Here is a 19,247-nt window from a genome sequence, read left to right as displayed (position 1 = left end):
CGGCTCTGGGCCATCGAGAGGATCTTGCCGGTGCCCGGCTCCACCTGGACCACCGAGGCGGCCACGGGGTCGTCCTTGTAGACCTTGCTGGTGGCGGCCTCGGCCGCGGCCTTCTGCGCCTTGGGCGAGAGCGTGGTGCGGATCGTCAGGCCGCCCCGGTCCCAGCGCTTCTGACGGTCCTCCTTCGTCTTGCCGAAGGCCGGGTCGGTCAGGAAGACCTTGCGGACGTAGTCGCAGAAGAAGCCCGCCTCGTTGGTGGCGGTGATGCAGCCGTTCTTGGGCCTGCTGATCTTCAGGCCGAGGCCCTTCTTCCGGGCCGCGTCGACCTCCGCACGGCCGGCGGCGCCCGTCTCGGCCATGCGCTTGAGCACCACGTTGCGGCGCTCCAGGGCCCGTTCCGGGTAGTTGACGGGGTCGTAGTAGGTCGGGGACTGGACGAGCCCGGCGAGGGTCGCGGCCTCGTGGAGTTCGAGGTCGGCGGCGGGCTTGGAGAAGTAGCGCTGGGCGGCGGCCTCGATGCCGTACGCCTGCTGCCCGAAGAACGTGATGTTGAGGTAGTTCTCCAGGATCTGCTTCTTGCTCAGCTCCTCCTCGACCTTGATCGCGTACTTCAGCTCCTGGATCTTGCGGCCCAGGGTCTGCTGGGTGGCCTGCGCGACCTTCTCCTGGTCGTCGCCCGCCTGCTCGACGAAGACGTTCTTGACGTACTGCTGGGTGAGGGTGGAGCCGCCCTCGGCGACCCCGCCCTGCTGCGCGTTCCTGTTGAGCGCGCGCAGCAGCGCCTTGAGGTCGATCGCACCGTGCTGGTAGAAGCGGGAGTCCTCGATCGCGACGATCGCCTTCCGCATCTCCGGGGCGACCTTCTCCAGCGGGACGACCGTGCGGTTGCGGGAGTAGACGTCGGCGATCAGGCCGCCCTCGGAGTCGAGGATCCGCGTCTTCTGGCTCAGCGGGGGGCGCTTGAAGTCAATGGGTATCTCGTCGAAGCTCTCGACGGTCCCCTTGGCGGCCAGCCCGAGACCGCCGGCCACGGGCAGCGCGATGCCCGCCAGCACGGCTCCCGCGAGCACGCTGACACCGAGGAACTTGGCGGCCTGCTGGGTCCCGGTCAGCCCGCCACCCGAGCGCTTGTTTGCCATGTGGGCAGCCTACGTTCTCAATCGCCGGACAGGTGAGCATGTGTTCGCCTACGCTGTAACACGTCTGGCACGGTTTCGCGGTTCCTTGTCAACTCCCAAGTCACTCCATCGGGTGTTGAGTTGTGACCGAATTGCACTTCTGTGTCGAGAGTCTCCCCGTTGAAGTCCGCTGAATGTCGGGCGGAATGCCCCTCTATGGGCGGAAAGTCGGACTCGATCCTCGGTCACTCCGTTGGGTGATCTGCCACGTACCCATAGTCCGTTCGGGCCATTCAAGATTGGGCCCGTCGGGGGTGTTGCACCCTGCTCGCCTTCCGTAACGTCCTGCACTGGCAGCGGTGAATATGCCGTTGCCGCCGTGGGGGAGCCTCGATTCGGGAGAGGACGGCGCCGGCATGAGCTGGGTAACCGACTGGAGTGCGCAGGCGGCCTGCCGCACTACCGATCCGGATGAACTGTTCGTACAAGGGGCGGCTCAGAACCGCGCCAAGGCGGTCTGCACCGGATGCCCGGTGCGCACGGAGTGCCTGGCCGACGCCCTCGACAACCGGGTGGAGTTCGGAGTGTGGGGCGGGATGACCGAGCGGGAGCGGAGAGCGCTGCTGCGCCGCCGCCCGACGGTCACTTCCTGGCGGAGACTCCTGGAGACCGCGCGCACCGAGTACGAGCGCAGCGCGGGTCTGCTGCCCGTGGACGTCGACGCGCGGCAGTACGACGGCGACTACGCCGCCGCGGGCTGACCCGGGCGCGGGCCCGTCCACGGACCGTCCCGGAGGACGACGCCCGAAAGGACGACCGGCCCGGCGGCGCGGTGCCCGTGGGCGCCGGACGCCGTGGGACGGCCGTCGGTCGTGACGGGCCCCGGTCGCCGTACCGCCGCGTGCCGAGCCGGCGCGCGGCGAGTCGTACGGCCGCCGCCACGTCAGGCCGTACGGCCGCTCACCCCTGCGTCCCGGCGGCCCCGCCGGGCTGTGCCGCGAGCCGTTCGCCGATCGCCCGCAGCCCTTCCAGGTCGTGGACGTCACCGGGCAGCGCGGCGACCTCGGCCACCGGCACCTCGGGGTGCAGCGCGGCGAAACGATCCCGCATGCGCCGCTCGCGCGCGAGCACGTGCATCCGCTCGGCGTGCAGCCTCAGCATGCCCGCGGCCAGCCGCTCGGTCGTGGTGGGGACGGTGGGGGAGCCGTTCCCGGGGGCTTCGGGAGAGCCGTCGCGGGGATCGCCGGGAGGATCGCCGGGGGAGGGATCGTCGTCGGAGGCGGACCGCTGCGCGGGCCGTCCCTCACCACCCTTCCCGGTGGGATGATCGACAATGCCCTCGTCCTCAAGATTCTCCGCGGCGGCCAGCGCGCGCTCCGCGCTGAGGTGGGCCGCCTCGCTGCCGTGCATCCGGTTCAGCACCAGCCCGGCCAGCGGCATCCGGTCCGCGGCCAGCCGCTCGACGAAGTACGCCGCCTCGCGCAGCGCGTCCCGCTCCGGGGCCGCCACCACCAGGAACGCCGTCCCCGGCGCCTGCAGCAGCCGGTACGTGGCGTCGGCCCGGGTGCGGAAGCCGCCGAACATCGTGTCCATGGCGGCCACGAAGGTCTGCATGTCGCGCAGCAGCCCGGAGCCCAGCAGCTTGTTGAGCAGACCGGTGAACATCGACAGCCCGGACATCCCCAGGTTGACGAACCGCAGCCCCGCCCGGCCGCCCATCTTCGCCGGGGCCGTGAGCACCCGGATGAACCGCCCGTCCAGGAACGACCCCAGGCGCTTGGGGGCGTCCAGGAAGTCCAGCGCGGACCGGCTCGGCGGGGTGTCGACGACGATGAGGTCCCAGGTGTCGCCCGCGCGGAGCTGGCCGAGCTTCTCCATCGCCATGTACTCCTGCGTCCCCGCGAAACCCGCCGACAGCGACTGGTAGAAGGGGTTGTCCAGGATGGCGCGGGCCCGCGCGGGGTCGGCGTGGGACTCGACGATCTCGTCGAAGGTCCGCTTCATGTCCAGCATCATGGCGTGCAGTTCGCCGCCCGCCGAGCCGTCCACGCCCGCCACCCGGCGCGGCGTGTTGTCCAGCTCGGTCAGGCCCATCGACTGGGCCAGCCGGCGGGCCGGGTCGATGGTGAGGACGACGACCTTCCGGCCGCGCTCGGCCGCCCGTATGCCCAGGGCCGCGGCCGTCGTCGTCTTGCCGACGCCGCCCGCGCCGCAGCAGACCACGATCCGGGTCCCGGGGTCGTCGATCAGCGGGTCGATCTCCAGCACCGGCAGCGTGCCGGCCGCCCCGGCCGCCGGTTCGGCCGTCCGGGACGTGTGAGTCGTCCGCGCCGCCCGCGTCGTGCGTGCCGTCACACCGCCACCCCCTGTTCGCGCAGTTCCCCGGCCAGCCGGTAGACGCCGGGCAGGTCGGCGCCCTCGGCCAGCAGCTCCAACTCGTACGTGGGCAGCTCCAGCCGGGCTATCTCCGAGCGCAGCTCGCCCTCCAGGGCCACCCGCTCGGCGTGCTCGTGGGCCTGGCGGAGCAGCGGCTCGACGAGCTGCTCCGCCCGTCCGCCGCGCCGCGCGCCGCCCAGGCCCGCCCGGGACAGCGCCTTGGCGATCTCGGTGCGGGACTCCCCGGCGGCCCGTACGGACGCCCGGTCCAGCAGGGCCGGGCGCGTCATGTTGACGAACACGCAGCCGACCGGCAGGCCGGCGGCGCGCAGGTCGGCGACGCCGTCCACCGTCTCCTGGACCGGCATCTCCTCCAGGAGGGTCACCAGGTGCACGGCGGTCTCGGGGGACTTGATGACCCGCATCACGGCCTGCGCCTGGTTGTGGATCGGCCCGACCCTGGCCAGCCCGGCCACCTCGTCGTTGACGGCGAGGAAGCGGGCGATCCGGCCGGTGGGCGGCGCGTCCATGACCACCGCGTCGTAGACGAAGCCGCCGCTGCGGCTGCGCCGGCGCACCGCCTCGCAGACCTTGCCGGTGAGCAGGACGTCGCGCACGCCGGGCGCGATGGTGGTGGCGAAGTCGATCGCCCCGATCTTCTTCAGGGCCCGCCCGGCGCCGCCGAGCTTGTAGAACATCTGCAGGTAGTCCAGCAGGGCCCGTTCCGCGTCGACGGCCAGCGCGTACACCTCGCCACCGCCCGGTGCGACGGCGATCTTCCGTTCCTCGTACGGCAGCGCCTCGGTCTCGAAGAGCTGGGCGATGCCCTGCCGGCCCTCCACCTCGACCAGGAGCGTGCGCCTTCCCTCCTCGGCCAGGGCGAGCGCGAGTGCGGCGGCGACCGTCGTCTTACCGGTCCCGCCCTTGCCGGTCACCACATGCAGCCTGCTCACCCTTCGGAGCCTAACCACCGGGCCGGCGGGCCACGCGTGGGGATGGGCCGTGGCAGGTACGCGGGGCACGCCGCGGCGGTGTCCTCGGCGGTGTCCGTGACGCTGTCCACAGCGGTGGGGGGAAGGCGCGGCGAGGGACTAAGGTCACCCCCATGACCAAGTGGGAATACGCGACCGTACCGCTGCTCGTGCACGCGACCAAGCAGATTCTGGACACCTGGGGCGAGGACGGCTGGGAACTGGTCCAGGTCGTCCCCGGCCCGAACCCGGAACAGCTCGTGGCGTACCTCAAGCGGGAGAAGCAGTGAGCGGATCCGTCGAGGCGAGGCTGGCCGAACTGGGGCTGACCCTGCCGCAGGTGGCGGCACCCCTGGCGTCGTACGTCCCGGCGGTGCGCTCCGGCTCCTACGTCCAGACCTCCGGGCAGCTCCCGACGGTCGACGGCAAGCTGCCGGTGACCGGCAAGGTCGGCGCCGAGGTGACGGCGGAGGAGGCCAAGCGGCTGGCCGGCATCTGCGCGCTGAACGCCCTGGCGGCGGTGAAGTCGGTCATCGGGGACCTGGACCGGATCGCCCGTGTGGTGAAGGTCACCGGCTTCGTCGCCTCCGCCCCGGACTTCACCGGCCAGCCCGGCGTGGTCAACGGCGCCAGCGAGCTGCTGGGCGAGGTGCTGGGGGACAAGGGCGTGCACGCCCGCAGCGCGGTGGGTGTCACGGTGCTGCCGATCGACGCGCCGGTCGAGGTCGAGCTCCTGGTCGAGCTGGCGGACTGAGCCGGTCCCGACCGGGCGGCCGAGGCGGCCGGACGACTGTGATGTTCGAGACTCCCTCTCGAACATCACAGCTCACGGCCGTACGATCCGGCCATGTCGTCAACGCCGCAGGTGCCGCAGTCGCCGCAGCAGCCGTCCCCGGCCGGGAGCGGGCGGAACGGGCAGTGGTGGCCGCCCGAGTGGCCCGACCGCATCCGCGCCCTGGCCGAGGGGCGGCTCACGCCCGTACCGCCGCGCCGGGCGGCGACCGTGATGCTGCTGCGGGACACCCCCGACGGCGGCCCGGTCGTCCACCTGCTGCGCCGCCGTGCCTCCATGGCCTTCGCCGGGGGCGCGTACGCCTACCCCGGCGGCGGGGTGGACCCGCGCGACGAGAGCGACCAGCACGCGGTGGCGTGGGCCGGCCCGGCGCGCGAGGAGTGGGCGCGGCGGCTCGGGGTGGAGGAGACGGTCGCGCAGGCCGTGGTGTGCGCGGCCGTGCGCGAGACCTTCGAGGAGGCGGGCGTCCTGCTGGCCGGCCCGGACCCGGACACGGTCGTCGCCGACACCACGGGCGAGGACTGGGAGGCGGACCGGGCGGCCCTGGTGGCCCGCGAACTGTCCTTCGCCGACTTCCTCACCCGCCGTGAACTGGTGCTGCGCAGCGACCTGCTGGGCGCCTGGGCGCGCTGGATCACCCCGGAGTTCGAGGCGCGCCGCTACGACACCTGGTTCTTCGTGGCCGCGCTGCCCGAGGGCCAGCGCACCCGCAACGCCTCCACCGAGGCGGACCGCACGCTGTGGATCCGCCCGGCCGAGGCGGCCGCCGCCTACGACCGGGGCGAGCTGACGATGATGCCGCCGACCATCGCCACCCTGCGGCAGCTCCAGCCGTACGCCGACGCCGCCGCGGCGCTGGCCGCCTCCCGGGAGCGGGACCTGACGCCCGTGCTGGCCCGGGCGCGGCTGGAGGAGGACGGGACCGGCGGCCGGCGTGTCGTGCTGAGCTGGCCGGGGCACGAGGAATTCACCCAGCACGTACCCGCGGGGGAGCCCGGGGCAGGGGGACGCACCGCATGACCGACGCCGCAGCCCTCCCCGGACAGCCGCGCGGCGGCGCGATCGACGGGACGGGCACCGCCCGCGCGGTGTGCGTGCTCGCGCCGAACCCCTCGCCGATGACGCTGGACGGCACCAACACCTGGATCGTCGCCGAGCCGGACTCGCCGCTGGCGGTCGTCATCGACCCCGGGCCGCTGGACGAGGGGCACCTGCGCAGGGTGATCGACACCGTCGAGCGGGCGGGCCGGAGGGTGGCGCTGACGCTCCTGACCCACGGCCACGCGGACCACGCCGAGGGCGCCGCGCGCTTCGCGGAGCTGACGGGCACGGCCGTCCGCGCGCTCGACCCGGCGCTGCGGCTGGGGGAGGAGGGCCTGACGGCCGGGGACGTGATCACCACCGGGGGGCTGGAGCTGCGGGTGGTGCCGACGCCGGGGCACACCGCGGACTCGCTCAGCTTCCACCTGCCCGCCGACGCCGCGGTGCTCACCGGCGACACGGTCCTGGGCCGCGGCACGACGGTGGTGGCCCACCCCGACGGGCGGCTGGGCGACTACCTGGACTCGCTGCGGCGGCTGCGCTCACTGACCGTGGACGACGGCGTGCACACGGTGCTGCCGGGGCACGGTCCGGTGCTGGACGACGCGCAGGGGGCCGTCGAGTACTACCTGGCCCACCGCGCCAAGCGGCTGGCGCAGGTGGAGACGGCCGTGGAGAACGGCCACCGCACGGCGGCGGAGGTCGTGGCGCACGTCTACGCGGACGTGGACCGCACGCTGTGGCCCGCCGCCGAGCTGTCGGTGCGGGCGCAACTGGAGTACCTGGAGGAGCACGGCCTGATATGACCCCGGTGCGCCGGACGTACCGGACACGGCAGGCACGGCGGACGCCGCCGGAGACAACAGGTGCGCCGGACGCGACGGGGTGACGGGCGCGTCACGCACCGCGCCCGGCCGGGTGCGGCGCGTCCCCCGGTCCGCGGAGGCTCAGCGGGACCGCTTCGCCAGGCGCTCCACGTCCAGCAGGATGACCGCACGCGCCTCCAGGCGGAGCCAGCCGCGGCTCGCGAAGTCGGCGAGGGCCTTGTTGACCGTCTCGCGGGAGGCGCCGACGAGCTGGGCCAGCTCCTCCTGGGTGAGGTCGTGCACCACGTGGATGCCCTCCTCCGACTGCACGCCGAAGCGGCGCGACAGGTCCAGCAGCGCCTTGGCGACGCGGCCGGGTACGTCGGAGAAGACCAGGTCGGACATCGAGTCGTTGGTGCGGCGCAGCCGGCGGGCGACGGCGCGCAGCAGCGCGGTGGCGACCTCGGGGCGGGCGTTCAGCCAGGGCTGGAGGTCGCCGTGGCCCAGGCCGAGCAGCTTGACCTCGGTCAGCGCCGTGGCCGTGGCCGTACGGGGGCCGGGGTCGAACAGGGACAGCTCGCCGATCAGCTCGCCGGGGCCGAGCACGGCCAGCATGTTCTCGCGGCCGTCGGGGGAGGTCCGGTGGAGCTTGACCTTGCCCTCGATCACCACGTAGAGCCGGTCACCGGGTTCGCCCTCGTGGAACAGGGCCTCGCCCCGGGCGAGCGTCACCTCTGTCATGGAGGCACGCAGCTCGGCAGCCTGCTCATCGTCAAGCGCCGCGAAGAGCGGTGCGCGCCGCAGAACGTCGTCCACGAGTTCTCTCCTTGTCGACCTGCCCACGGGACTGTCGCCCCCATGATGCCGGACGGTAAAACAGTGCGATCAATCACAAGTTTGACGTACCCGGAGCCCGGGGGATGCGCCAGGGGCCCGATTGGTCTCCGAATCGGCGGTGAGCGGGGCGAACGCCGCCGCTCACCCGTACGCTGGCCGGGGGTCCAACACCCCGGTGAGAACGGATGGGAAGGGGGCGTACGGGTGATGGCTTCCCGTGGGTCGGCCCGCGATTCCGCTGTGGGCGAACAGAAGGCCGCCGAGCGGGTCACGGCGGCGGGGACGGCGAGGACGGCGGGAACGGCGAGGGGCGGCGGCAAACCCGAGACGCGGCTCGCCATGGTCCGCCGTGCCCGGCGCATCAACCGCGAGCTGGCCGAGGTGTACTACTACGCCCATCCCGAACTGGACTTCGAGAATCCGTTCCAGTTGCTGGTCGCCACCGTCCTCTCCGCCCAGACCACCGACCTGCGGGTGAACCAGACCACCCCCGCCCTCTTCGCCGCCTACCCCACCCCCGAGGAGATGGCCGCGGCCGACCCCGAGCGGCTGGAGGAGCTGATCCGGCCCACCGGGTTCTTCCGCAACAAGGCCAAGGCGCTGCTCGGGCTCTCCGCGGCGCTGCGCGACCGCTTCGGCGGCGAGGTGCCGGACAGCCTGGAGGACCTGGTGTCCCTGCCCGGCGTCGGCCGCAAGACCGCCCATGTGGTGCTGGGGAACGCCTTCGGCAGGCCGGGCATCACCGTGGACACGCACTTCGGGCGGCTGGTGCGCCGCTGGCGGCTGACCGAGCAGACGGACCCGGAGAAGGTCGAGGCCGAGATCGCCGAGATCATCCCCAGGAGCGAGTGGACGATGTTCTCGCACCGGGTGATCTTCCACGGCCGCCGCATCTGCCACTCCCGCAAGCCCGCCTGCGGCGCCTGCCCGATCGCCCCGCTGTGCCCCTCCTACGGAGAGGGCGAGACGGACCCGGAGAAGGCGAAGAAGCTGCTGAAGTACGAGATGGGAGGGCTGCCCGGACAGCGCCTCAAGCCCCCGGCGGGCTACCCCGGCCGGCCCGCGCCGCCGCTGGGCGCGGAGTGAGGCGCATGGGCAACGCGCAGGAGGCGCACGACGCGCAAGAGGCGCACGGCCGCCCCGTCACCGTCAGCGACCGCGGGCTGCCACAGTGGCTGCGCCCGGTGGCCGGGGCGGCGGCGACCGTACGGCCGCGGCAGCTCAGCCGGTTCCTGCCGCCGCGGGACGGGGGCGGCCGGCAGTCGGCCGTGCTGGTGCTCTTCGGCGAGGGATCCGGCGAGGGAGGGGACGGCGCGGGCCCCGAGCTGCTGCTGATCGAGCGGGCCTCCAGCCTGCGCTCGCACGCCGGGCAGCCGTCCTTCCCCGGGGGCGCCCTCGACCCGGAGGACGGGGACCCGGAGGGTGACGGGCCGCTGCGGGCCGCGCTGCGGGAGGCCGAGGAGGAGACCGGGCTCGATCCGTCCGGGGTGCAGGTCTTCGCCCGGCTGCCGCGCGTCTACATCCCCGTGAGCGGATTCGTCGTCACGCCCGTACTGGGGTGGTGGAGGGAGCCGAGCCCGGTGGCGCCGGTGGACCCGGCCGAGACGGCCCGGGTGTTCACCGTGCCGGTGGACGACCTCACCGACCCGGCGAACCGCGCCACCGTGGTGCACCCCAGCGGCTACCGCGGCCCGTGCTTCCTCGTCGGCGGCGCGCTGGTGTGGGGGTTCACGGCCGGGATCATCGACCGGATCCTGCACTTCTCCGGATGGGAGCGACCGTGGGACACCGAGCGGTGCGTCCCCCTCGACTGGCACGCATGAGACGGTGGGCGACGTGAACGTGCTGGACGTACTGTTGCTGATCGCCGCCGTGTGGTTCGCGATCGTCGGCTACCGCCAGGGCTTCGTGGTGGGCGTGCTCTCGGTGATCGGGTTCCTCGGCGGCGGACTCCTGGCGGTCTACCTGCTGCCGGTCATCTGGAACGAGGTCGCCGACGGGTCGTCACCGGGCACGCTGGGCGCGGTCGCGGCGGTGGTCGTGGTGATCGTGTGCGCCTCGGTGGGGCAGGCGTTCACCACGCACCTGGGCAACCGGCTCCGCCGCCACATCACCTGGTCGCCGGCGCGGGCCCTGGACGCGACCGGCGGCGCGCTGGTGAACGTCGTGGCCATGCTGCTCGTCGCCTGGCTGATCGGCTCGGCGCTGGCCGGCACGACCCTGCCCACCCTCGCCCGGGAGGTCCGCGGATCCGCGGTGCTGCAAGGGGTGTCCGGAACGCTGCCGGAGGGCGCCAACACCTGGTTCGCGGACTTCACCTCGGTGCTCGCGCGCAACGGCTACCCGCAGGTCTTCTCGCCGTTCGCCAACGAGCCCATCACCTCCGTGGCACCGCCGGACCCGGCGCTCGTCGACAGCCCCGCCGTCGCCCGCGCCAAGCGCTCCATCGTCAAGGTGATGGGCACCGCACCGAGCTGCGGCAAGGTGCTGGAGGGCACGGGCTTCGTCTTCGCCGACGGGCGCGTGATGACCAATGCGCACGTGGTCGGCGGCGTCGACGAGCCGACGGTGCAGGTCGGCGGCGAGGGCAGACTCCACGACGCCACGGTCGTCCTCTACGACTGGGAGCGCGACATCGCCGTGCTCGACGTGCCGTCACTCGACGCGCCGGCGCTCCGGTTCGTGGGGGACGACGCGGAGACCGGTGACGACGCGATCGTCGCGGGCTTCCCGGAGAACGGCGCGTTCGACGTCCGCTCCGCCCGCGTGCGCGGCCGCGTCGAGGCCAGCGGCCCGGACATCTACCACCGCGGCACGGTGCGCCGCGACGTGTACTCGCTGCACGCCATGGTCCGGCAGGGCAACTCCGGCGGCCCCCTGCTCACGCCCGACGGCAGGGTGTACGGCGTCATCTTCGCCAAGTCCCGGGAGGACGCCAACACCGGCTACGCGCTCACCAACGACGAGGTGCGCCAGGACATCCTGCACGGACGCGCGGCCCGCGGTCCGGTGGACAGCCAGGGCTGCGCGATGTGACGCGGCGGAGGCGGTGGGTCGGCGGGGAACCGGCGGTGGGCCCGCGGGCGGCGTCAGCCGCGCGTATGCCGCAGCCGCGCGCCGACCCAGCGGGCGCGCCGGCGCAGGATGTGGGGGATGCCGAGTTGGGGGTCGCGGAGATCGCGGTGGTCCCCGGGAGAGCGCGGGGAGCGCGGGGGCGCGCCCTGCGCGGTGCTCTGTTCACGGATGTCGCGTGACACGTCACGGTAGTCGTGCGTCCAGCCCATACCCCGGACTCTGCCCGTGCCCCATGGTCGGTAATCGCCCAATGGTCCGTCAATTGGCCTATGCGGGCGTCACGTGCCCATATCATCGGTCCGGTTCGGGGTCCTTGAGCCAGTCGATCAGCTCGGTGGTGAAGGCCTTCGGGTCCTCCTCGTGCGGGAAGTGGCCGAGCCCGTCGAAGAGGCGCCAGCGGTAGGGGGCCTCCACGTACTGGCCCGAGCCCGCCGCGCTGCGGGTGCGCAGCACCGGGTCCAGGGAGCCGTGGAGGTGGAGGGTGGGGACGCGGACCGGGCGCTTCATGCGGCGGTTGAACTGGAAGCCGTCCAGGCGGGCCAGCGACCGGACCATCCAGCGGTACGGCTCGATCGAGCAGTGCGCCGTGGAGGGGATGCACATCGCCTGCCGGTAGACCTCCACCGCGCCGTCGTCCGGCAGCCGCGGCCCGGACCACTCCCGCACCAGGCGGCCGACCAGCGCCCCGCCGTCCGCCACCAGCCGCCGCTCGGGGATCCAGGGGCTCTGGAAGCCCCAGATGTACGAGCCGGCCGCCGTCTGCCGCAGGTCGCCCAGCATGGCCGCGCGCCAGCGGCGCGGGTGGGGCATCGAGGCCACGGCCAGGCGCCGGATCAACTTCGGGCGCATCACCGCCGCCGTCCAGGCCAGGTAGCCGCCCAGGTCGTGACCGACCAGCGCCGCGTCCGGCTCGCCCAGTGAGCGGATCACGCCGGTGACGTCGAGCGCGAGGTTCGCCGGGTCGTAACCCCGGGGCGTGCGGTCGCTGCCGCCCACGCCCCGCAGGTCCATGGCGACCGCGCGGTAGCCCGCCTCCGCCAGGGCGGGCAACTGGTGCCGCCAGGTCCACCAGAACTGCGGGAAACCGTGCAGCAGCAGCACCAGCGGGCCGTCGCCCATCTCGGCGATGTGGAAGCGCGCGCCGTTGGCGGCGACGTCCCGGTGCGTCCAGGGGCCGTCCATCCGGACGATGGACGAGGGGGAGGCGGGGGGCGTCGCGCCTGTCATGCCTGTCGTGCCCGTCATGTCGGTCATGCGGACGAGCGTGACATGCGCTCGACGGCCTGGGGTTCCGTCCTCCCCCTCGGAACGGCGCGCGGGTGCGGCTTGACGCTGGACAGTACGGCCGCCGACTGCTTGGCCGAGGCGATCGAGCGCCGCGGCGGCTTGACCTTGGACAGCTTGACCTTGGCCAGCAGCAGGAGCACGGCCGCGACCAGCAGGTAGGCGGCACCCACGACGGTGAAGGACCAGGCGAGCCCGAGCCCCAGGTTGTGGATGCCGTACGCCGCGGCGAAGCTGAGCACGGGCAGTGAGAAGAGTGCCAGCACCCCCGCCGCGATGGCGGCGCCGCTGCCGATCACACCCCGTTTGACGTCCTGCCGCAGTTCGGCCTTGGCCAGTGCGATCTCCTCGTGCACCAGCGCGGACAGCTCGGTCGTGGCCGCGGCGACCAACTGGCCGATGCTGCGGCCGTCGTCGGCTGCGCTCATCGCTTGCTTCCTCCCGTCATCGGCTACCGAACGGGTCAGATCATGCCGGAATGCGGTCCCCGGCGTCGCGCGTTGGTGCGGCGAGCCGCCGGTGCCCGGCCGAGACGTATCTCACCCCGGCGCGTGACGGACGGGGGCGTCCGGGCGCCGCCGTGTCGGCGGCGACCGGACGCCCCTGGTCGCGGTGTCGGCCGCGGTATGCGGTTGTACCCCTCTATGTGTCAATCGCTCCGGTCGCGCCGCTGTTCTGTTCGTTCCGGATCGTTTGTGCCGTCTCAGTCCTCGGCGGAGGAGGCGCCCGGCAGCTTGGCCTGGATCAGGTCCATCACCGTGGAGTCGGTGAGGGTGGTGACGTCGCCCAGTGCCCGGTTCTCGGCGACGTCGCGCAGCAGACGCCGCATGATCTTGCCGGATCGGGTCTTGGGCAGCTCGTCGACCGGAAGGATGCGCTTGGGCTTGGCGATCGGGCCCAGGTGCTTGGCGACATGGGCGCGCAGCTCCTCGACCAGGCCCTCGTCCTCCGCGGCGTTGCCGCGCAGGATGACGAAGGCGCAGATGGCCTGGGTGGTCTGCGGGTCGGTGGCGCCCACGACCGCCGCCTCGGCGACCTTCGGGTGGGAGACGAGCGCGGACTCGACCTCGGTGGTGGAGATGTTGTGGCCGGAGACCAGCATCACGTCGTCCACCCGGCCCAGCAGCCAGATGTCGCCGTCGTCGTCCTTCTTGGCGCCGTCCCCCGCGAAGTAGCGGTCCTTGAAGCGCGACCAGTAGGTGTCCAGGTAGCGCTGGTCGTCGCCCCAGATCGTCCGCAGCATCGACGGCCACGGCTCGGTCAGGACCAGGTAGCCGCCCGAGCCGTCGGGCACCTCGTTGCCGTCGTCGTCCACGACGGTCGCGGAGATGCCGGGCAGCGGCACCTGCGCCGAGCCGGGCTTGGCCTCGGTGACGCCCGGCAGCGGGCTGATCATGATGGCGCCGGTCTCGGTCTGCCACCAGGTGTCCACGACCGGGGTGCGGTCGCCGCCGATGTGGTGGCGGTACCAGATCCACGCCTCGGGGTTGATCGGTTCGCCGACCGAGCCCAGCACGCGCAGCGAGGACATGTCGAACCCCGCCGGGATGTCGTCGCCCCACTTCATGCAGGTGCGGATGGCGGTCGGGGCGGTGTAGAGGATCGTGACCTTGTACTTCTCCACGATCTCCCACCAGCGGCCCTTGTGCGGGGTGTCGGGAGTGCCCTCGTACATCACCTGGGTGACGCCGTTGGCCAGCGGCCCGTAGACGATGTACGAGTGGCCGGTGACCCAGCCGACGTCGGCCGTGCACCAGTAGACGTCCGTCTCCGGCTTGAGGTCGAAGACGGCGTGGTGGGTGTAGGCCGCCTGGGTGAGGTAGCCGCCGGAGGTGTGCAGGATGCCCTTGGGCTTACCCGTCGTGCCGGAGGTGTAGAGGATGAACAGCGGGTGCTCGGCCTCGAACGCCTGCGGGGTGTGCTCCTCGGACTGGCGGTCCACCAGCTCGTGCCACCACACGTCCCGGCCCTCGGTCCAGGCGGTGTCCTCGCCGGTGCGGCGTACGACCAGGACGCTGCGCACGTTCTCGGTGCCCGGCCGGGTCAGGGCCTCGTCCACCGCGGGCTTGAGGGCGCTGGGCTTGCCGCGCCGGTAGCCGCCGTCGGCGGTGATGACGACGCGGGCGTCGGCGTCCTGGATGCGGGTGGCGAGCGCGTCGGCGGAGAAGCCGCCGAAGACCAGCGAGTGCGGGGCGCCGATGCGGGCGCAGGCCAGCATCGCCACGACGGTCTCGGGGATCATCGGCATGTAGATCGCGACCCGGTCGCCGGCCTGGACGCCCAGCTCGGTGAGGGCGTTGGCGGCCTTGGAGACCTCCCGCAGCAGATCGGCGTAGGTGATGGCGCGGGTGTCGCCGGGCTCGCCCTCGAAGTGGATGGCGACCCGGTCGCCGAGGCCCGCCTCGACGTGGCGGTCGACGCAGTTGTAGGCCACGTTGAGCCTGCCGTCCTTGAACCACTTGGCGAACGGCGGGTTGGTCCAGTCCAGTGTCTCGGTCGGCTCGGTCTCCCAGGTCAGCCGACGGGCCTGCTCGGCCCAGAAGCCCAGCCGGTCCGCCTTCGCCCGTTCGTACGCCTCCGCCGTGACGTTGGCGTTCGCTGCCAGCTCGGCGGGCGGCGCGAACCTCCGTTCCTCCTTGAGCAGGTTGGCCAGGCTTTCGTTGCTCACGACATCTCCCTTTCCCAGGGTGTCTGCTGTGTCCCAGGTCATAGCTCATCAGCCTGTGTGCCGCCTGACAAGAGTTGTCTGCCAAGTGGTGTAGACCTCTTGCGCCCAGGGGTTCGTGCCCGTCGGCGAGCGGCCGACGAGCGGTCGAGCGGCGTGTTTCCGCACGCTCCGCCGCCCGCCGACCGCCACCGGCCGCCGTCTCCGGGCATCGCCTCCGGCCGCCGCCCCCGGGCGTTGCTCAGGCCACCACGACGTCGGGCCGTACGGGTGTGAACACCGGCCCCTCCCCGCCGTCACGGCCCGCGTCACCCGTGCCGTCCAGTACGTACGCCTGTGCCTCGCCGACGTGGAAGTACATCCCGTGCAGCTCCAGTGAGCCCTCGGCCAGGCGCCGGGCCACGCAGGGGTGGGCCCGCAGGTGGTCGAGCTGCTGCACCACGTTGGTCAGGCAGAGCGCCTCCAGCCCGTCCGACTCGCGCGGCGCCGTGTCCCCCTCGTCCCCGTCCGCGATGCGCGGGCCGGAGCCGCGCCACGAGGCCAGTCGCTCCAGGCTGGGACGGCCGTGGCTCAGCCAGCGGCTCAGGGACGTGGCGACGGCGTCCGGCCCGGAGTCGTACAGCGCCTGCATCGCGCCGCAGCCCGAGTGCCCGCAGACGGTGATCGACTTCACGCGCAGCACCTCCACGGCGTACTCGATGGCCGCCGCCACCGAGTCGTCGTTCCCCTCGGCGCCGGGCGGCGGCACCAGGTTGCCGACGTTGCGCACGGTGAAGAGGTCCCCCGGCCCGCTGGAGGTGATCATGCTGGTGACCAGTCGTGAGTCGGCGCAGGTGAGGAAGAGCTGGGAGGGCCGCTGCCCCTCCCGTGCCAGCCGGGCCAGCTCCTCGCGGACCAGCGGTGCGGTGGTGCGCTGGAAGTTGCGCACCCCGCCGAGGAGCTGACTCCTGTCGAGGCCCTTGCCGGAGGTCTCGCCGGAGGCCGGGCCGGGGAACGGCCTGGTGCACTGGTGGTTGCGCCAGGGCGTCCACGGCCTGCAGCCGTGCGGGGCGGCGGGTTCCTGCACGCAGGGCGCGGAGCGGCCGGTGATCTCCACGCTGCCGCCGTGCACCGTGTGGGAGGTCTCCCAGTCCCGCAGGGTCTCGTACGCCGCGTGGTCCATGAAGGAGCCTCCCAGCTCCACCACCACCCGGCTCCCCTCGGGCAACCGGCCCAGCGTCCGGCTCAGCCGCGGCACCGCCAGGAACGTCAGCTGGCCGCGCACCCGTACCCGGTGGACCACCTCCTCCGCCCCGTGCGGCCCGGTCTCCCGCACGGTCTCGCAGGTGATCCGGGTGCGGGCCAGGCGGTGCAGGGCGACGGCGACGGCGACGGCGATGCCGATGCCCACCCCTTCGAGCACGCCGAACAGCACCACGCCCGCCGCCGTCGCGGCGTACACCAGCACCTCGCGGTGCCGGGTGACGCCGCGGATGTGGACGATCTTGACCATCTGCACGCCGACCACCATCACCAGCGCGGCGAGGGCGGCCAGCGGGATCAGCTCCAGCAGGCCGACCAGCGCACCGGCGGCGAACAGCACCCACACCCCGTGGAGAACGGCGGAGTTGCGGCTGACCGCACCGGCCTGCACGTTCGTCGCGGTGCGCACCGCGACGCCGGTGACCGGCAACCCGCCCAGGGCTCCGGAGACCATGTTGGCCAGGCCCTGGCCGCGCAGCTCCCTGTCCAGGTCGGGGCGGGGGATCCGGACGCCCGACAGGTGCTCCGGAAGCGTACGGGCGAGGGCCAGCTTGTCGGAGGCCACCGCGGTCAGCAGCGACTCCACGCTGGCGACCAGGGTGACGGTGAGCACGGCGGCGAGCAGTCCCAGAACGGGCCCCTCGGGCAGCGAGGGCAGGGCGTGACTGTGCCAGGACGGCAGGTCCACGCGCGGCAGCCGCAGACCGGCGAGCGCCGTCACCGCCGTCGCCGGCGTCGCCGGCGTCACCGCGGCCAGCGCGGCGGGGAACGCCCTGCGCGTCAGCTCGCCCGCCCGGCCGCGCAGCCGCGGCCACAGCAGGAGGACGGCCACCGTGACGGCGCCGACGGACAGCGCGGCGGGACGGGGGTCGGCCAACTGGCCGGGCAGGGCCAGCACATTGGCGACGGCGGAGCTCTCCGGGCTCCCGCCGAGCACGATGTGCAGCTGGGCCAGGGCGATCGTCACGCCGATGCCGGCGACCATGCCGTGCACGATCGCCGGACTGATCGCCAGCGCCGAGCGGGCCGTGCGCAGCGCGGACAGGCCGAGCTGGGCGAGCCCGGCGAGCACCGTGATGGCGCACGTGGTGCGCCATCCGTGGCGCTGGATCAGTTCGGCGACGACCACCGTCAGACCCGCGGTCGGCCCGCTGACCTGGAGGGGTGCACCGCCGAACCGTCCGGCGACGATGCCGCCGACGGCCGCGGCGACCAGCCCCGCCTGGAGGGGCGCCCCGGTGGCCAGGGCGATGCCCAGGGAGAGCGGCAGGGCGATGAGGAACACGGACACGGAGGCCGAGAGGTCGGCCGACAGAACGCCTTTCGGGCTGCCGCCCCCGTACCAGGAGCGGCGCAGGAGGTCGCCCAGCCGGGAGGCGCGGGCGGAGAGGTCGGACCGGCCGGTACGGCCGGTGTGGTCGGCGTCAGGGGAACGAGGAGGGGCGCAGGCGGACATTTCCGTCTCCGTCACGAGGGTCCATCACGATCCGTATGGGCCTGACTACACAAAGTTTCGGTAAACGAATCGTAATGTCGCGTAAAGGCTCGAGGAAGGGGGGTCGGGCAAACGGGCCCCTTATTCACGCCTGGGGGTGAAGGAACCGAGGGAACCGCTTCCGGCGGTTGCGCCTCTCACAGTGCGCGCGGAGTCGGCCGCGGGCCGAACGCAGCGGCCGTACGCGCACGGACAGGCACGTGGTGAGGTGGAGCTCATGGGAGCTGCGGGGAGATTGACCAGGGGCGTCGCGGGAGCGGCCGCGCTGGCCGTGCTGGCAGTCGGTTGTTCGAGCGTCCCGGCCGCGCCCGGGAACGGCGTGAACGGCGGGCAGGGTGAGCGGGAACGGGGGAACAGGGACGGGCAACAGGGGAAGCAGGCACCCAGGACGGAGCTGGTGGGCGACGGTTCCACCGCGTACACGGGCCCCCAGCCGGACCAGCCCGAGCCCGGAAGGCTCGAACCCGGCCGCAAGCCCCCGCAGTTCGTCGTCTTCTCCTGGGACGGCGCGGGCGAGGACGGCAAGAAGCTCTTCTCCCGCTTCCGCGAGATCGGCAGGAAGTACGACGCCCACATGACGTACTTCCTCAGCGGCGTCTACGTCCTCCCCGAGTCGGAGGCCCACCGCTACCGTCCGCCCGGCCGCGCGCGCGGCGCCTCCGACATCGGCTACCTCAAGGACGAGAACGTCAGGGCCACGCTGGAACAGCTCCGCGGCGCCTGGCTGGACGGCAACGAGATAGGCACCCACTTCAACGGGCACTTCTGCGGACCGGGCGGCGTCGGCAGTTGGTCGCCGGAGCAGTGGAGGAGCGAGATCGAGCAGGCCAAGTGGTTCGTGAAGAACTGGAAGACCACGACCGGCTGGAAGGACCTGGAGCCGCTGCCCTTCGACTACGACCGCGAACTGGTCGGCGGCCGCGCCCCCTGCCTGGAGGGCCGCGCGAACCTGCTCCCCGCCGCGAAGGAGATGGGTTTCCGCTACGACTCCTCCGGCAACGGCACCCAGGTCTGGCCGGACAAGGAGGGTGGCCTGTGGAACCTGCCGCTCCAGCAGGTCCCGATGCCCGGCCGCTCCTTCGAGACGCTCTCGATGGACTACAACTTCCTGGCCAACCAGTCGGGGACGGTCAACGGCGACCCGTCACGGCGCGCCGCGTGGGGGCGCCAGATGCGCGACGGCCTGCTGGAGGGCTTCGACCGGGCGTACGACGGCAACCGTGCGCCCATGGTCATCGGGAACCACTTCGAGGACTGGAACGGCGGCGTCTACATGAAGGCCGTCGAGGACGTCGTGAAGAAGGTGTGTCCCATGGAGGACGTGCACTGCGTCTCCTTCCGGCAGCTCGTGGACTGGCTCGACGCGCAGGACCCGGCGGTCCTGGAGAAGCTGCGCACGCTGGGCGTGGGACAGGCGCCTGAGGACGGCTGGGAGACCTTCCTGGCCGCCGCCCCCTCCGCGCCGGCCTCCTCCCCGCCGTCCGACCGCCGGTCCGACCGGTCCGGCTGACCGGTCCGGCTGACCGGTTCGGCCGGTCCGATCG

The 19,247-nt window shown here is 72.7% G+C and carries 18 protein-coding genes; 9 read left to right on the top strand and 9 right to left on the bottom strand.

Going from position 1 to position 19,247, the window contains the following annotated elements; genetic code table 11:
- Window positions 1-1,139 (bottom strand): transglycosylase domain-containing protein (locus VE546_RS05090; RefSeq protein WP_324918940.1); only part of this gene is annotated, 1,139 nt, incomplete at its 3' end.
- Between the two features lie 395 nt (window positions 1,140-1,534).
- Here VE546_RS05090 and VE546_RS05085 point away from each other — a divergent pair.
- Window positions 1,535-1,879 (top strand): WhiB family transcriptional regulator, encoded by a 345-nt coding sequence (locus tag VE546_RS05085; protein ID WP_324918937.1) that lies wholly within the window; start codon window positions 1,535-1,537, stop codon window positions 1,877-1,879.
- Window positions 1,880-2,078: 199 nt separating this feature from the next.
- Here the strand turns inward: VE546_RS05085 and VE546_RS05080 are convergent, their stop codons facing one another.
- Both VE546_RS05080 and VE546_RS05075 read right to left on the bottom strand, forming a co-directional pair.
- Entirely contained in the window at window positions 2,079-3,392 is a 1,314-nt protein-coding gene (locus VE546_RS05080) for an ArsA family ATPase (RefSeq protein ID WP_414720406.1), read from the bottom strand.
- A 77-nt stretch (window positions 3,393-3,469) separates the two neighbouring features.
- Window positions 3,470-4,447: an ArsA-related P-loop ATPase gene (locus VE546_RS05075; protein ID WP_324918934.1), complete on the bottom strand. Its 978-nt coding sequence runs from the start codon at window positions 4,445-4,447 to the stop codon at window positions 3,470-3,472.
- A gap of 152 nt (window positions 4,448-4,599) precedes the next feature.
- Between VE546_RS05075 and VE546_RS05070 the strand changes: the two genes are divergently transcribed.
- From VE546_RS05070 to VE546_RS05055, 4 genes are all read left to right on the top strand, one after another.
- Window positions 4,600-4,755: a DUF4177 domain-containing protein gene (locus VE546_RS05070; protein WP_100202903.1), complete on the top strand. Its 156-nt coding sequence runs from the start codon at window positions 4,600-4,602 to the stop codon at window positions 4,753-4,755.
- On the top strand, window positions 4,752-5,219 hold the full coding sequence (locus tag VE546_RS05065) for a RidA family protein (protein ID WP_324918929.1): 468 nt from the start codon (window positions 4,752-4,754) through the stop codon (window positions 5,217-5,219). Before VE546_RS05070 ends, VE546_RS05065 begins: the two co-directional genes overlap by 4 nt.
- A 93-nt stretch (window positions 5,220-5,312) precedes the next feature.
- A complete protein-coding gene (locus tag VE546_RS05060; protein ID WP_324918926.1) occupies window positions 5,313-6,278 on the top strand; it encodes an NUDIX hydrolase in 966 nt (321 codons plus the stop codon).
- A complete protein-coding gene (locus VE546_RS05055) occupies window positions 6,275-7,105 on the top strand; it encodes an MBL fold metallo-hydrolase (RefSeq protein ID WP_324918923.1) in 831 nt (276 codons plus the stop codon). The genes VE546_RS05060 and VE546_RS05055 overlap by 4 nt, the downstream gene beginning before the upstream one ends.
- A 141-nt stretch (window positions 7,106-7,246) precedes the next feature.
- Here the strand turns inward: VE546_RS05055 and VE546_RS05050 are convergent, their stop codons facing one another.
- Entirely contained in the window at window positions 7,247-7,921 is a 675-nt protein-coding gene (locus tag VE546_RS05050; protein WP_324918920.1) for a Crp/Fnr family transcriptional regulator, read from the bottom strand.
- A 360-nt stretch (window positions 7,922-8,281) separates the two neighbouring features.
- On the opposite strand from VE546_RS05050, the gene nth reads away from it, so the two are divergent.
- The 3 genes from nth to VE546_RS05035 are packed head-to-tail and all read left to right on the top strand — an operon-like array spanning window position 8,282 to window position 10,978.
- A complete protein-coding gene (nth, locus tag VE546_RS05045; protein WP_324918955.1) occupies window positions 8,282-9,028 on the top strand; it encodes an endonuclease III in 747 nt (248 codons plus the stop codon).
- A gap of 5 nt (window positions 9,029-9,033) precedes the next feature.
- Complete coding sequence (locus VE546_RS05040) at window positions 9,034-9,765, top strand: CoA pyrophosphatase (RefSeq protein WP_324918917.1); 732 nt, start codon at window positions 9,034-9,036, stop codon at window positions 9,763-9,765.
- 13 nt (window positions 9,766-9,778) lie between these two features.
- The gene (locus VE546_RS05035) at window positions 9,779-10,978 is read left to right on the top strand and encodes a MarP family serine protease (protein WP_324918952.1); all 1,200 of its coding nucleotides are present in this window, start codon (window positions 9,779-9,781) and stop codon (window positions 10,976-10,978) included.
- A gap of 53 nt (window positions 10,979-11,031) precedes the next feature.
- Here the strand turns inward: VE546_RS05035 and VE546_RS05030 are convergent, their stop codons facing one another.
- The 5 genes from VE546_RS05030 to VE546_RS05010 form a co-directional block, all read right to left on the bottom strand.
- Complete coding sequence (locus VE546_RS05030) at window positions 11,032-11,226, bottom strand: hypothetical protein (RefSeq protein ID WP_324918914.1); 195 nt, start codon at window positions 11,224-11,226, stop codon at window positions 11,032-11,034.
- An 82-nt stretch (window positions 11,227-11,308) separates the two neighbouring features.
- Window positions 11,309-12,262 (bottom strand): alpha/beta fold hydrolase, encoded by a 954-nt coding sequence (locus tag VE546_RS05025; RefSeq protein ID WP_414720405.1) that lies wholly within the window; start codon window positions 12,260-12,262, stop codon window positions 11,309-11,311.
- A 5-nt stretch (window positions 12,263-12,267) separates the two neighbouring features.
- Window positions 12,268-12,729, bottom strand: coding sequence for a phage holin family protein (locus tag VE546_RS05020; RefSeq protein ID WP_324918911.1), 462 nt, complete (start codon window positions 12,727-12,729; stop codon window positions 12,268-12,270).
- Window positions 12,730-13,004: 275 nt separating this feature from the next.
- Entirely contained in the window at window positions 13,005-14,969 is a 1,965-nt protein-coding gene (gene acs / locus VE546_RS05015) for an acetate--CoA ligase (protein WP_324918908.1), read from the bottom strand.
- Window positions 14,970-15,207: 238 nt separating this feature from the next.
- Complete coding sequence (locus VE546_RS05010) at window positions 15,208-17,664, bottom strand: SulP family inorganic anion transporter (RefSeq protein WP_324918946.1); 2,457 nt, start codon at window positions 17,662-17,664, stop codon at window positions 15,208-15,210.
- Window positions 17,665-17,920: 256 nt separating this feature from the next.
- Here VE546_RS05010 and VE546_RS05005 point away from each other — a divergent pair, with 256 nt between their 5' ends.
- Window positions 17,921-19,213, top strand: a complete 1,293-nt coding sequence (locus VE546_RS05005; protein WP_324918905.1) for a hypothetical protein — start codon at window positions 17,921-17,923, stop codon at window positions 19,211-19,213.
- Window positions 19,214-19,247: the final 34 nt, after the last annotated feature.

It is taken from the genome of Streptomyces sp., from assembly GCF_035644915.1.
Lineage (GTDB): Bacteria > Actinomycetota > Actinomycetes > Streptomycetales > Streptomycetaceae > Streptomyces.
The sequence above is the reverse complement of the archived record's forward strand: the minus strand, read 5'-3'. Positions and strand labels throughout refer to the sequence as shown.

What these genes read in the sequence shown, in the direction of transcription:
- VE546_RS05025 (WP_414720405.1), bottom strand. Translation starts at nt 12,262, where the DNA reads ATGACGGGCACGACAGGCATGACAGGCGCGACGCCCCCCGCCTCCCCC.
- VE546_RS05060 (WP_324918926.1), top strand. Translation starts at nt 5,313, where the DNA reads ATGTCGTCAACGCCGCAGGTGCCGCAGTCGCCGCAGCAGCCGTCCCCG.
- VE546_RS05020 (WP_324918911.1), bottom strand. Translation starts at nt 12,729, where the DNA reads ATGAGCGCAGCCGACGACGGCCGCAGCATCGGCCAGTTGGTCGCCGCG.
- VE546_RS05070 (WP_100202903.1), top strand. Translation starts at nt 4,600, where the DNA reads ATGACCAAGTGGGAATACGCGACCGTACCGCTGCTCGTGCACGCGACC.
- VE546_RS05055 (WP_324918923.1), top strand. Translation starts at nt 6,275, where the DNA reads ATGACCGACGCCGCAGCCCTCCCCGGACAGCCGCGCGGCGGCGCGATC.
- VE546_RS05030 (WP_324918914.1), bottom strand. Translation starts at nt 11,226, where the DNA reads ATGGGCTGGACGCACGACTACCGTGACGTGTCACGCGACATCCGTGAA.
- nth (WP_324918955.1), top strand. Translation starts at nt 8,282, where the DNA reads ATGGTCCGCCGTGCCCGGCGCATCAACCGCGAGCTGGCCGAGGTGTAC.
- VE546_RS05040 (WP_324918917.1), top strand. Translation starts at nt 9,034, where the DNA reads ATGGGCAACGCGCAGGAGGCGCACGACGCGCAAGAGGCGCACGGCCGC.
- VE546_RS05085 (WP_324918937.1), top strand. Translation starts at nt 1,535, where the DNA reads ATGAGCTGGGTAACCGACTGGAGTGCGCAGGCGGCCTGCCGCACTACC.
- VE546_RS05010 (WP_324918946.1), bottom strand. Translation starts at nt 17,664, where the DNA reads ATGTCCGCCTGCGCCCCTCCTCGTTCCCCTGACGCCGACCACACCGGC.
- VE546_RS05005 (WP_324918905.1), top strand. Translation starts at nt 17,921, where the DNA reads ATGGGAGCTGCGGGGAGATTGACCAGGGGCGTCGCGGGAGCGGCCGCG.